Here is a 12,313-nt window from a genome sequence, read left to right as displayed (position 1 = left end):
TGGTGGGGGCCGACGGGGTGCGCAGCGCCGTACGGCAGGCCCTCGGTATGCCGTTCCCCGGGAAGTCCGTCCTGCGGTCCGTGATGCTCGCCGACGTCCGTCTCGCCACCGAACCGGCCGAGGTGCCCGCTGTCGAGAGCGCCGCCGCGGGCTTCGCGTTCCTGGTGCCCTTCGGTGACGGCTGGTACCGCGCCATCGTCTGGGAGCGCGGCAGCGACCTGCCGTCCGACGCGCCCGTCGACATGGAGAACCTGCGCTCCGTCGTCCACGCGCTCTTCGGCACGGACTTCGGGATGGGCGACCCCCGCTGGACCTCCCGCTTCCACAGCGACGAGCGTCAGGTGCCGCGCTACCGCGAGGGCCGCGTCTTCCTCGCCGGTGACGCCGCGCACGTCCACTCGCCCGCCGGGGGCATGGGCATGAACGCGGGGCTCCAGGACTCCGCCAACCTCGGCTGGAAGCTCGCCGCCGTGCTTCAGGGCCGGGCCGCCGAAACGCTGCTCGACAGCTATCACGCCGAACGGCACCCGGTCGGGCAGATGGTCCTCCGCGTCAGCCACGGCATCATCCGGGCCGCCCTGCTCGGCTCGCCTCTCGCCCGCCGTCTGCGGGACACCGCCTTCCGGGCCGCGACCGCCGTGCCCCTGGCCACCGCCCGTGGCGCCGGACTGGTGTCCGGTATCGGCATCGACTACCCCGCGCCGCCCGGCGCACATCCCATGACCGGCCGCCGCGCCCCCGACGTGCCGCTGGCCGAGACCCCCGACGGTCCGACCAGGCTGTACGAGGCCCTGCGCGCCGGTACGTACGTGCGAGTCCTGCCGCGGGGCGCGAAGGCGGAGCCCGAGCCGGGCATCACTACCGTGACGCGCGCCGACGCTTTCCCGCTGACCCTGCTCGTACGGCCGGACGGTTACGTGGCCGAGGCCGCCGAGGACACCGAGTCCTCCGGCCGCCCGGGTTCGGACCTGCTGCGGGCGTCGAGCGGAGTGCCGAACGCGGTGTGACAGCAGCCAGGGGAAACGGGGGGAGCCGCGGCGGGCGCGGCCGGTGCCGGCGTCACCGGCGCCGGGCGTCCGCCGCGTCGCGCCCGCACGCGTAGGCCAGCGAGCTGACCAGCTCCTCCGTGTCCGGCAGCCAGCGGTTGGCGGCGGTGGGCTCCCGGGCCCACAGCACCGAACCGCGCGAGCCCATCCGGGTCGGCGGGGCCACCACGTAGTCCCCCTCGCCGCGCGCCACCAGGTCGAGCGTGGAGGGGTGCCAGCCGAGCTTCCGCGCGAGGTCGTGGACCTTCAGCGCCCCGCCGGGCAGTACGAAGAACAGCATCCGCCCGAACGGGGTGCAGGTGACCGGTCCGAGCGGCGTGCCCATCCGCTCCATGCGGGCGAGCGCCAGGCAGCCGGCGGTGTCCGGCACGTCCAGCGCGTCGAAGGTGCGCCCCGTCGGCAGCAGGACCGCGGAGAAGGGCTGCCGCGCCCAGATCCGGCGGGCGGTCACGGCGCTGCCGGTGGCCTGCGTCGCCCAGTCGGGCCGGGCGGGGTGCGCGCCCGGCGCGGGGCAGCCGGGTTCACCGCAGGAGCAGCGCTCCCGGCCCTCCTCCGTCTCCAGCCATGTGCCCGCGAAAACGTCCCAGTGCCGTTCTTCCGCATAGCGGACAGCAGCGTCGAGCAGTCGCTCGCTGTGCTGTTGGGGGATGAGCGGGGCTCCTACTACACCGATGGTCTCTTCCACGTCCAGCACAACTCCCCTCGTCACGAGGGGTTACGGCTCAGGGTCATGCTTGTCGTTCGCGGTCGGATATGCACATGGGGCGCACGGATGCATGTACGGGTCGCAGGCGCGGGATCGGCGCCGGGGCTGGGTAGCCACTGCGAGGCGACAGGGGCGAGACGGGAATTGTTTGGCCATTACCGCCTTTGCTGTCATTACCGTTAAGTCCGCATTCTCCGGACATTCAGGGGGCAAAGATCACAGGGGAAGGCTCTTTCAGCTCTCGCTGCACCGGCTTCTCCACGACCCGCGGCACCCGCCGCGAACGCTTAGCAGTCCCAGGGGGTACAGCATGGCCGCACGGCCTCTCGTGGCGCGGCAGCCGAACGAACGGCTGCAAGCGCTGATCCAGGAAGCCGCATGTTCCAACGCCGGGTTGGCGCGCCGCGTCAACATGTGCGGCGCGGAACACGGGCTCGATCTGCGCTACGACAAAACGTCCGTGGCGCGCTGGCTCCGCGGTCAGCAACCTCGCGGCCGCGCGCCGGGCATCATCGCCGAGGCGCTCGGCCGCAAGCTCGGGCGCACGGTCACCATCGACGAGATCGGCATGGCCAACGGGAAGAACCTGGCCTCCGGCGTCGGTCTCCAGTTCTCCCCGACCGTCCTCGGGGCCATCGAACAGGTCTGTGAACTGTGGCGCAGCGACGTCGGCCGCAGGGACTTCCTCAGTGGCACCTCCGTGGCGTCCTCCGCGCTGGTCGAGCCCAGCCGCGACTGGCTGATCACGGGCGCCGACCCGCAGGTCGCGCGCAACGCGGGTGCCCGCGTGGGTTCCTCGGACGTGGACGCCGTCCGCGCCACGACGGACGCGCTGGTCGAACTCGACCACCGCTACGGCAGCGGACACGTACGTCCCGTCGTCGTCCACTACCTCAACAGCGTGGTCTCCGGGCTGCTCGCCGGGTCGTACCGGGAGTCGGTCGGCCGGGAACTCTTCGGCGCCGTCGCCAGGTTGACGGAGCTCGCCGGGTACATGGCCGTCGACACGGGCCAGCCGGGGCTCGCCCAGCGCTACTACATCCAGGCCCTGCGGCTCGCCCAGGCGGCCGGGGACCGGGGCTACGGAGGCTATGTGCTCGCCGCGGGCATGAGCCACCTCGCCGCGTCCCTCGGCAACCCGCGCGAGATCGCCCAACTCGCCAAGGCGGCACAGGAAGGCTCGCGGGGGCAGGTCTCCCCGCGTGCCGAGTCGATGTTCTGCGCGGCCGAGGCCCGCGGGCACGCGCTCATGGGCGACGCGCGCGCGTTCCAGGTGGCGGCGGGGCGCGCCCTGCACCACCTGGAGCAGGCGGGCGGCAAGGACGGCGAGGACCCGGCGTGGATCCGCCACTTCGACCACGCCTACCTCGCCGACGAACTCGCCCACTGCCACCGCGACCTCGGCCAGGCCGACCAGGCGCGCCGCCAGGCGGAGGACGCGATCGCGGGTCACCCCGAGGGGCGGGTGCGCCGCCGCGCCATCGGGCTGCTCCTGCTGGCCACGGCACAGGTCCAGCAGCGCGACGTGGACGAGGCCTGCGCCACGGGCAGCCGGGCCCTGGAACTGCTCGGCACGCTCCGCTCGAACCGGGGGGCGGAGTACCTGGAGGACTTCCAGCAGCGGCTCGCGCCCTACCGGGAGGAGCCGGTGGTGCGGGAGTTCGGGGCGAGGCTGGAGATGCAGGCCGCGTAGGCGGCGGGGGAGTGAGGGGATAGCTCGGCAGTTCGTCGGTAGTTCGTCAGTTTTCGGGGCGATTTGTGGTGGTGTGGGGCGGGGCTTCCCTTGCGGCCCCGCCCTCCCCGGTGCCGTCTTCGCGGCCGCGACCGCCGCTCAGCCGTCGGGGTTGGCCTCCAGGCAGGTCAGCTCGATGCTGTCGATGACGGCCTCGTAGGACTGGTGGGTGAGCTGGGCGACGTTCTCGATCCCGACCGCCATCCAGCCCGACAGGCTCATGATGAGCACGCGCAGCCCGTCGGTACCGTGCTTGGCCAGCACGGCGTCGGCCACCTTCATGGCCTCCTCCGGTACGCGCTCCGCCGGTTCGAGACCGACGACCGTGCGCATCAGGCCGATCGTGGTGTGGGAGATCTCCGGTGCGATCGCACGCAGCCGCCGGTCCTCCTCCTCGTCCACTCTTCCCCTCCTTGTGCCCATGTTTTCCTGGTCACTTGGGAGCACCGTAGGGCACGGAGCAGGGGCGTGCACGCCCGCTTGACAACCTTGTGGACGATGCGCCGCCGGTTCGAGTGGCGTTGTCGCGGTACGGCGGCGGACGGAGGGCCGTCTCTGCCCGGAGCCGTACCCGCGGCGTACCTGGCTCCGTGCCCGGCTCCCGCGGTGGTTTCGGCGGGAGATGCCCCGGAGGGGCCGGCCGCTCACCGCGCGTAGTCGGAGTCTCGTCACACCCGCTCGGAGCGCATGGCATGCCGCGGCGGCTACCCGGTAGCGTGACCGACGCTTCCGTAAAGTCCCCGTACATCATGAGGAGTCCCGGTGACGCAGAGCGGACAGGGAAACGCGCCGCGGCCTCCCGCGCAGATACCGCGCGAGGGCGTCGTGCTGCCCGCTCAGCAGGAGACCCAGCGGTGGGACGCCGAAGCGGCCGCCCCCGCGCCCGAACCCGGCCGCCCCTGGGGCCAGCCGTGGGGGCCGGACGCGCAGCGCGTCCCGCTGCCGCCGGAGATGCCGGCCGGAAACCCGGCGGGCAACCCGGGCAGCAACCCGGGCGGGCACCTGGCCGGGAACTCCGAAGCCACGCAGTATCTCCCGCCGGTGCTGGGCGGCGCAGCCGCCGGTCCTGGCGCGCAGGACTCCGCCTCGGCCGCCACTCAGTACCTGCCGCCGGTGGGTGACGGGCCTGTGCCCGGGGCGCCGCTGCCGCCCGCGCCGTACGCGCAGCCCGGGATGAGCGGGATGCACGGTGGGATGCCTGGCGGGATACCCGGGGCGGGCGATGCCACTCAGCTTCTGCCGCCGCAGACGGGCGGCCCGGAGCTGCCGCAGTACCTGGCGCCCGTCGACCACGGGCAGGATTCCGCGGCGGCCACGCAGTATCTGCCGCCGGTGACGGACGGGCCGCCCGTGCCGTCCGCGACGACGGACGCCGTCGCGACGCAGTACTTGCCGCCGGTGATGGACGGGCGGGGCGGTGGCGCGGGCGAGGCGGCCACGCAGTACCTGCCGCCGGTGCCTCCGGCCGGGCATGGGCAGATGCCCGTTCCGTCCGCTGCCGTGCCGCCCGGGCCCGTGCCTCCCGTGTCGGCTCCGCCCCACATACCCCCGGCCGGTGCGCCCTTCGCCCAGACGGGGGAGCGGCCCACACCGGCCGAGTTCGACGGCCTGTTCAGGGAGAGCGCCGCCGCGGCGGTGGCCTCGGCGTCGGCGACGGACAGGATCCAGGGTTTCCCGCAGCCCGGGCAGGGGCATGGGCAGGCGCCGCCGCGCGGGCCCCAGGCGGGTGCGCCGCGGCCGCCCCAGCCTCAGCCCCAGTCGCGGTCGGAGCGGTCCGCCACGTCGCGGAAGAAGAAGCTGCCCACCCCGGCGGTCGTCGGCATCGTGGTCGCCGCCTGTGCCGCGGCCGGTCTCGGCGCGGGGGCGCTGCTCAGCGGTGGCGGTGACGGTGGCGGTGACGAGAAGAAGAGCGATCAGCAGAACACGGCGGCGAGCTCGGCCGCCCCGGGCTCCGAGGCGAAGCCGGACGACGGGAAGACGAACGCCTCGCCGAAGGCCGACGACCCGGTGCTCGCCCAGGCGAAGGCGCTGGACGCGCTGCTGAAGGACAGCAACAACAGCCGGGACGCCGTGGTCAAGGCCGTGGACTCGACCCGGAAGTGCAAGGACCTCGGCAAGTCGGCGAGCGATCTGCGGGACGCGGCGAAGCAGCGCGACGACCTCCTGACCCGGCTCCAGCAGACGACGATCGACAAGCTGCCCAACAGCGCGGCGCTCTCGGCGCAGCTGACGAAGGCGTGGCAGTCCTCGTCGTCGGCGGACTCGCACTACGCGACGTGGGCCGACCAGGCGGGGGCGAAGGGGGGCTGCGAGAAGAACCGGCCCAAGCCGACGGCCGACAGCACGGCGGGGGACAAGGCGAGCGACGACGCGACGGCGGCGAAGAAGCAGGCGGCCGATCTGTGGAACCCGATCGCGAAGCAGTACCACTTGAGCCAGCACAAGTGGACGCAGCTCTGACCGGCCCCGTCCCCCACCAGCCGGATCACCAGCCGGATCACCGGCCGGGCCGCCGGCCCGCAGGCGTGAACGGGGCCGGTGACCCGGCCGGTCCCCCGGCCGTGGATACGGAGGGGGAACGTACGATCAAGTCCGTGCAAGCTTCCGAGAAGTCCTCCCGTCGCACCCGCCGCTCGACCACCATGGACGGTATGCCGCTCAATGACATGCCGTGGTGGCGCTGGCGCGCGAACGTGCGCTCCGCGCTGCACATGCTCTCGGACCCGGTCTTCCAGCAGGAGTGCTGGGCCGCCGGGCACGCGGGCTTCGGGGACGTGACGGACGCCGTCTACCGGCTGGTCGAGGACACCTGGCTGGACAACTGGTCCGCCGAGAAGTACGTCGGGACGATCTTCCGCGACTCCGCCGAGGCCGCCGTCGTCGACGTCGCCGTGCTCAGGGTGCTGCGGATCATGCACCAGGTCGGCCCCGACGCGCCCGTCTCGGCGTACCTGGAGCACCACGGCTGGCCGGAGGCCGTACGCGCCGCGCGCGAGGCCCATGTGCGGCTGGCCCTGAGCGACGGTGACGACCCGGACGTGCCGCCCCGCTCCCTCGACGTGCTGGCTCTGGCCACCGGCGGTCGCTGAGCGCGGCCGCCGCGGATGGCGTGGCCGGCGCGGTCGGGAGGGGTCGGCGCGGTCGGGAGGGGTCGGCGCGGTCGGGAGGGGTCGCCGGATGTGCGACGCTATTGGGCTATGAACGCCTCGCAGTCCCCCACCGAAGGGGCCCCGGAACAGTACGTCCTCACCCTCTCCTGCCCGGACGAGAAGGGCATCGTGCACGCGGTGTCCAGCTATCTCTTCATGACCGGGTGCAACATCGAGGACAGCCAGCAGTTCGGCGACCGCGACACCGGGCTCTTCTTCATGCGGGTGCACTTCGGTGCGGACGCCCCGGTGACGCTGGAGAAGCTGCGCGCCAGCTTCGCGGCGATCGGTGACACCTTCCGGATGGACTGGCAGATCCACCGCGCCGACGAGAAGATGCGCATCGTCCTGATGGTGTCCAAGTTCGGGCACTGCCTCAACGACCTGCTCTTCCGCTCGCGCATCGGCGCCCTGCCGGTCGAGATCGCGGCGGTCGTCTCCAACCACACCGACTTCGCCGAGCTCGTCGGCTCGTACGGCGTCCCCTTCCACCACATCCCGGTGACCAAGGAGAACAAGCCGGAGGCCGAGGCGCGGCTGCTGGAGCTCGTCCAGGCGGAGAACGTCGAGCTGGTCGTGCTGGCCCGCTATATGCAGGTGCTCTCCGACGACCTGTGCAAGGCGCTCTCCGGGAAGATCATCAATATTCACCACTCCTTCCTGCCGAGCTTCAAGGGCGCGCGCCCGTACCACCAGGCCCACGCGCGTGGTGTGAAGCTCATCGGTGCCACCGCGCACTATGTGACGGCCGACCTCGACGAGGGCCCGATCATCGAGCAGGAGGTCGAGCGCGTGCGGCACGACGTCACCCCCGACCAGCTCGTGGCCATCGGCCGGGACGTGGAGTGCCAGGCCCTGGCCCGTGCCGTGAAGTGGCACAGCGAGCACCGTGTGCTGCTCAACGGGCGGCGCACCGTCGTCTTCGACTAGCCTCCCGAGCTCCCCGTCGTCTCTCACAGCCGGGACAGGGACGCCGTCGCCAGGAGGACGTCCCTGATGGCCTCGCCGTCCCCGTCCCGGCCGACGGCGACCTCCTCCGGGGGTATGTGGCCCGCGGCCAGGCGGCAGAACTCGATGCCGTCCAGTGCGACGTGGGCCACCGTCCCCTCCGGTGAGCCGAGGGCGCCGGGGGAGTCCAGCGGGATGTGCCAGTGGCCGCCGCCGCTCCCCTCGACCTCCAGGAGCAGGGAGCGGCCCGGGGCGCCCGCTGCGACGAGTGTGCGCGGTGGCGGGGCGAGCCCGGCGCGACGGCGGCCCGCCAGCACCGACGGGAGCATCCGGGCCGCCAGCTCCACCATCTGCCGCAGGTGGCCGGGTGCGGGCGGGTCGTACGGATAGTCGACGGCCTCCGCGATGTCCGTCGCGTGCACCCAGCACTCGAAGGCGCGGTCCACGAAGGAGTCCCGCAGGGACAGGCTGAACGGGCCGTAGGGGACGGGCCGCTCCGCGGCCTCGCCGTCCGCGAACGACACGCCCCGGATCAACGCCGTGGTCTGCGCGCGCCAGGCGCTGCGGGCCGCGCCGGGTGTCTGCCCGTCCGGGTCGTGGGCCCAGAGCGCCTCGGTGCGCTCCTCCGGCGAGCCGCCCGCGGTCGTCTCCGGGCCCAGCGGGTCCGGCAGGCCGAGGCCGGTGGCGACCAGGCCGTCCACGGCGCGCAGGTGGCCGATCACCGCGGCCGCGCTGATGTCGCGCGCCATGGAGCGCTCGCCGTCGAACCACCGCAGCCGCACCGGTGCCCGCCACTCCGCCTCGCCGATATCACGCAGCAGGGCGTCGAGCCGGGCGGTCTCCGCGTCGTACGGCGCGGCCCAGTCGGGCACGGGGACCCGGGGCGGGCGCCGCCCGAGGCAGGAGGCCAGCACGCGGGAGCGCAGCCGGGGGTCGAGGTCGAGGCTGTCCTCCGGGTGCAGCAGGGCGACCGCGTCCCGCAGCCGTACGGCCTCCTCGGCGCAGGCGGCGCAGTCGGTCAGGTGCTCCTCGACGGCGGCCGTCTCGTCGCTGGAGCAGGCGGCCAGTGCCCAGGCGCCGAGCAGCGACTTGAGCACCTTGTGAGGCGTGGGGGCCGGGCCGGTCATCGTGCGCTCCCGTGGACGCGCGGGGCCGCCGTGCGGGGACCGTGGTGCGCGGTGGACAGCAGTTGCAGCCCGAGCCGCAGACGGCGCCGGGCCTCCTCCTCGGTGACGCCGAGGTCGGCGGCGGCCTGACGGTAGTCGAGGCGGCGCCGATAGGCGAGGTCCAGCGCGACGCGCAGCGGGGCGGGCATGGAGGTGACGATGTAGTCGGCGCGGGCGGCCGCGGAGGCGGCGCGGACCTTCTCCTCGATCTCCTCCGGGGTGCTGCGTCCGTCGTCCTGCGACTGCCGGAGGCGCTCGACCGCCCGTTGGTGGGTGAGGGCGGCGATCCAGGAGCGCAGGGAGCCCTGCTTCGGGTCGTACGCGCCGGGGTGCTCCCAGACGTAGCCGAAGACGTCACGGGTGACGCGGTCGGCGCCGTTCTCGCAGCCGAGGACCCGGTGGGCCTGCGCGTGGACGAGGGAGGCGAAGCGGTCGTAGAGCTCGCCGAGCGCCGCCGCCTCACCGTGGGCGAGCCGCTGTTGCATCTTGCGATCCCACTTGGGTGGTGCGTCCGTCGCCATGCCGCCCCCTCCGTGCGTCCTGCGCAGCCTGCGCGTCTGCCGTGCGTGGTCATGTGTGGTCGTGCGTGCCGGGTCGTGTGTGCCGGGGTCAGGTGGTGCTGGGGTCATGCGGTGCCGGGAACCGCCGCATCGACAGCGCGTGCGACGTACTGATGGTCGCTCGCGCTTGTGCTCGGCGTCACATGCTTTGGGAAATCTACTGGCCGGGTCCGACATCGCAGCGGCGTTTGCGGCAAAGGCGGGCGGCGAGGGGCTGCGGGTGGTATTGCCGCGGTCACTTTCCGTACCAGTGTCCGATCGTTGTAGATCGTACGTGCGCGAATGTGCCGATGTGTTATGCGTGTGTGACCGGATCTAGGAGAATTCAAAGTTCGAGCTGGGCATAGGCTCGATGAGGGCCGGTTGCCGCTGGGTGTTTCACGCGGGAGCGATCGGGCAGCCGCAACCGCGGAAGGGTCCGTTCCGGTGAACGAGGGACCGAGCGAAGGGGCTTCGAGCGCGTGACGCTGAAGGTGAAGGACGCCGAGCAGGGAGACTGGGCAGTCCTCCTGGTCTCCGGCGAGATGGACCTGGTGACGTCGCCGGTGGTCCGGCAACGCGTGCACGACGCGGTCGCGGAGGGGCGCCGGAGCCTGGTGCTCGACCTCGCGGAGGTCCGCTTCTGCGACTCCAGCGGGGTCGGTGTGCTCATCGCCGCCCGCCGTCTGATGCGCTCCTGTCAGGGGCGGCTGAGACTCATCCTGCCGACGCAGGGCGGTCCGGACGGCTCGCACGTCAACAGGGTGCTCGCGGCGCTCGGGGTGCGCAGGCTGTTCGACATCTACCCCGACCTGGCGGCGGCGACCCACGAGACCCCCCGCGAGAAGCCGCTGTCCGCCTGACGGTCGACCTGCGGCAGCGGCCGCACCCCGTCCGGGTGATCACCCGTTCAGGGGGAGTTCCGCCCGTACGAGGAAACCGCCGTCGTCCGTGCGGTGCGCCTCCAGCGAGCCCCCCAGGCTCTGCGCGCGCTCGCGCAGGCCCACCAGGCCGTGACCGCCACCCGGCAGGTCCGGGGCCGGGGCCGCCGCGTCCGGCGGGCCGTTGCGGACCTCGACCAGCAGCCCCGCCTCCGTGTCGGCCACGCGCACGCGCACGCGCGCGCCGGGCGCGTGCTTACGGGCGTTGGTCAGCGCCTCCTGCACCGTGCGGAACGCCGCGCGCTCCACGGTCTCCGGGCGCTCGGCCGCCGGTGCGCACGCGTTCTCGTACGCGACGTCCATGGCGCACAGTTCGATCAGCCGCGGCAGGTCGGCGAGGCAGGGCTGCGGGGTGAGCTCCTCGGCGTCGGCTCCCGCGGCGCGCAGGATGCCCACCATGTGGCGGAGCTCCTCCAGGGTGCGCACGGACAGTTCGCGGATCTTCGTGGCCCCGTCCCGCGTCCGCTCGTCCGGCGTGCTGATCTGCAGGGCACCCGCCTGCAGGCTGATCAGGCTCACCTGGTGGGCGACGACGTCGTGCATCTCCCGTGCCAGCCGGGCGCGCTCGGTGGCCAGCACCTGGTCGGCGAGGAGCCGGTCCTCGCGGGCCCTGCTGCGGGTCAGTTCGTCCAGCCGGGCGGCGAGTTCGCGGCGGGTGCGGGTGAGCAGCCCGAGGGCGATCGGTGTCGCCCCGGTGGCCAGCGCGTCGACGAACAGCAGCGCGGTCTGGCGGCGGTCGGCGAGCGAGAACTCCGAGAGGGGGTACGGCAGGAAGTGCGCCACCGTCAGCAGCAGCCCCGTCGCGGCGAGCAGCCGCCGGTCGGTGCGCAGCGTGGCCACCGTGTAGAGCGCGATCATCGGCGCGAACCAGATGTAGCCGATGTAGATCCCCGGCAGCGTGACCAGGAAGACGAGGACGGGGAACCGTCGCCGCCACAGCAGTGCCACGGCGGCCAGCAGCGACACCCCCATGCCGGTGCCCAGCCCCGCCCCGTTGACCAGCAGGGCGTCGACCGCCGCGAGCAGCGCGGGCACCCACACGGGCGCAGCCCGGCGCACCCCGCCGGGGACGCGGCCCGCGAGCGCCTGCCGGACGGATCCGATCACCGCGCGCCGCCTTCGGGACGTTTCTCCGCCGGGTGCTTCTCCATCGGGTGCTTCTCCGCCGGGTGCTTCTCCGCCGGGCGGGGCGGTACGGGAGGGGGAGCCGCGACGAGTCCCGCGCGGTCGGCGACGATCGCCGCCTGGACCCGGTTGAGGCCGCCCAGCTTGCCCAGGAGGGCCCGTACGTGGTCCTTGACGGTGCTGGGGGCCAGGCCCATCCGTTCGGCGATCTGGGGGTTCGCCAGGCCCGCGCCCAGGAGCGCGAGCACCTCGCGCTCGCGCGGGGTCAGCGCCGCCACCGCGTGGGCGGCCGTCGTCTCGGCCTCCGCGGCGAGATAGCCGCCGATCACCGCGCGGGTCACCCCCGGGTCGAGGACGCTGCCCCCGGCCGCGAGCGTCCGCACGGCCTGGACGAGCTGCTGCGGGTCCGTGTCCTTCAGCAGGAAGCCGGTGGCCCCGCCGCGCAGCGCCGACGCCAGGTACTCGTTCGCGTCGAACGTGGTGAGCATGGCGACAGCGGGCGGCCGGGGCAGCTGCTCGCGCAGGGCGCGCAGCACGGTCAGCCCGTCGACGTCGGGCATCCGGATGTCGAGCAGGACGACGTCCGGGGCGCAGGCGCGCACGGTGTCGACGGCCTCGCCCCCGCCGCAGTCCGCGACGACCTCGATGTCCGGGGCCGTGCCCAGGATCATCCGCAGCCCGGACCGGACGAGCTGCTCGTCGTCCACCACCGCAACACGGATCACCGATCGCTACCCCGCTTCCTGTGTCACCGCCGTCGGCTCGTCCCGGTGGCGGATCTTCCTAGAAACGGAGGGTAAGGGTCCACTCGTCTTTTTGTGCATTGCCGCCCTTCAGGCGGGAGCGGCCTGCGGCCGCGTCCTCAAACGCCGGACGGGCTGGTTGGGGGTTGCTGGGGCATGCCCCGTCAGGGGCGCGGGGAACTGCGCGACCGGCTACGACGCAACCGGCAGCCGCGAGC

The 12,313-nt window shown here is 73.2% G+C and carries 12 protein-coding genes; 6 read left to right on the top strand and 6 right to left on the bottom strand.

The annotated features are described in order from the left end of the window. Window positions 1-1,007: FAD-dependent monooxygenase (locus K6I34_RS19300; RefSeq protein WP_229327538.1), on the top strand; the 1,007-nt coding region annotated here is incomplete at its 5' end. 52 nt (window positions 1,008-1,059) lie between these two features. Here K6I34_RS19300 and K6I34_RS19295 read toward each other — a convergent pair. Then, the gene (locus K6I34_RS19295) at window positions 1,060-1,740 is read right to left on the bottom strand and encodes a bifunctional DNA primase/polymerase (protein WP_229327537.1); all 681 of its coding nucleotides are present in this window, start codon (window positions 1,738-1,740) and stop codon (window positions 1,060-1,062) included. A gap of 322 nt (window positions 1,741-2,062) precedes the next feature. Here K6I34_RS19295 and K6I34_RS19290 point away from each other — a divergent pair, with 322 nt between their 5' ends. Then, window positions 2,063-3,445, top strand: a complete 1,383-nt coding sequence (locus tag K6I34_RS19290) for a transcriptional regulator (protein ID WP_229327535.1) — start codon at window positions 2,063-2,065, stop codon at window positions 3,443-3,445. Between the two features lie 138 nt (window positions 3,446-3,583). On the opposite strand, the gene K6I34_RS19285 is transcribed toward K6I34_RS19290, so the two are convergent. After that, complete coding sequence (locus K6I34_RS19285) at window positions 3,584-3,886, bottom strand: hypothetical protein (protein WP_229327534.1); 303 nt, start codon at window positions 3,884-3,886, stop codon at window positions 3,584-3,586. 360 nt (window positions 3,887-4,246) lie between these two features. Between K6I34_RS19285 and K6I34_RS19280 the strand changes: the two genes are divergently transcribed. The 3 genes from K6I34_RS19280 to purU all read left to right on the top strand — a co-directional run bounded on the left by K6I34_RS19280 (window position 4,247) and on the right by purU (window position 7,563). Beyond that, on the top strand, window positions 4,247-5,944 hold the full coding sequence (locus K6I34_RS19280) for a hypothetical protein (RefSeq protein ID WP_229327533.1): 1,698 nt from the start codon (window positions 4,247-4,249) through the stop codon (window positions 5,942-5,944). 182 nt (window positions 5,945-6,126) lie between these two features. Beyond that, the gene (locus K6I34_RS19275) at window positions 6,127-6,573 is read left to right on the top strand and encodes a hypothetical protein (RefSeq protein WP_229327543.1); all 447 of its coding nucleotides are present in this window, start codon (window positions 6,127-6,129) and stop codon (window positions 6,571-6,573) included. Between the two features lie 108 nt (window positions 6,574-6,681). Beyond that, entirely contained in the window at window positions 6,682-7,563 is an 882-nt protein-coding gene (purU, locus tag K6I34_RS19270; protein ID WP_229327532.1) for a formyltetrahydrofolate deformylase, read from the top strand. Between the two features lie 23 nt (window positions 7,564-7,586). Here the strand turns inward: purU and K6I34_RS19265 are convergent, their stop codons facing one another. Continuing rightward, window positions 7,587-8,708: a maleylpyruvate isomerase N-terminal domain-containing protein gene (locus K6I34_RS19265; RefSeq protein WP_229327531.1), complete on the bottom strand. Its 1,122-nt coding sequence runs from the start codon at window positions 8,706-8,708 to the stop codon at window positions 7,587-7,589. Beyond that, a complete protein-coding gene (locus tag K6I34_RS19260; protein ID WP_229327530.1) occupies window positions 8,705-9,268 on the bottom strand; it encodes a sigma-70 family RNA polymerase sigma factor in 564 nt (187 codons plus the stop codon). Before K6I34_RS19260 ends, K6I34_RS19265 begins: the two co-directional genes overlap by 4 nt. Before the next feature lie 500 nt (window positions 9,269-9,768). Between K6I34_RS19260 and K6I34_RS19255 the strand changes: the two genes are divergently transcribed. Beyond that, window positions 9,769-10,149 (top strand): STAS domain-containing protein, encoded by a 381-nt coding sequence (locus K6I34_RS19255; RefSeq protein ID WP_229327529.1) that lies wholly within the window; start codon window positions 9,769-9,771, stop codon window positions 10,147-10,149. Window positions 10,150-10,188: 39 nt separating this feature from the next. Here the strand turns inward: K6I34_RS19255 and K6I34_RS19250 are convergent, their stop codons facing one another. After that, window positions 10,189-11,334 carry a histidine kinase gene (locus K6I34_RS19250; RefSeq protein ID WP_229327528.1) on the bottom strand — a complete coding sequence of 382 codons (1,146 nt, stop codon included), beginning with the start codon at window positions 11,332-11,334 and terminating at the stop codon, window positions 10,189-10,191. Then, complete coding sequence (locus tag K6I34_RS19245; RefSeq protein ID WP_229327527.1) at window positions 11,331-12,077, bottom strand: response regulator transcription factor; 747 nt, start codon at window positions 12,075-12,077, stop codon at window positions 11,331-11,333. Before K6I34_RS19245 ends, K6I34_RS19250 begins: the two co-directional genes overlap by 4 nt. Between the last annotated feature and the right edge of the window lie 236 nt (window positions 12,078-12,313).

The sequence above is a fragment of the Streptomyces sp. UNOC14_S4 genome, assembly GCF_020740835.1.
GTDB lineage: Bacteria > Actinomycetota > Actinomycetes > Streptomycetales > Streptomycetaceae > Streptomyces.
The sequence above is the reverse complement of the archived record's forward strand: the minus strand, read 5'-3'. Positions and strand labels throughout refer to the sequence as shown.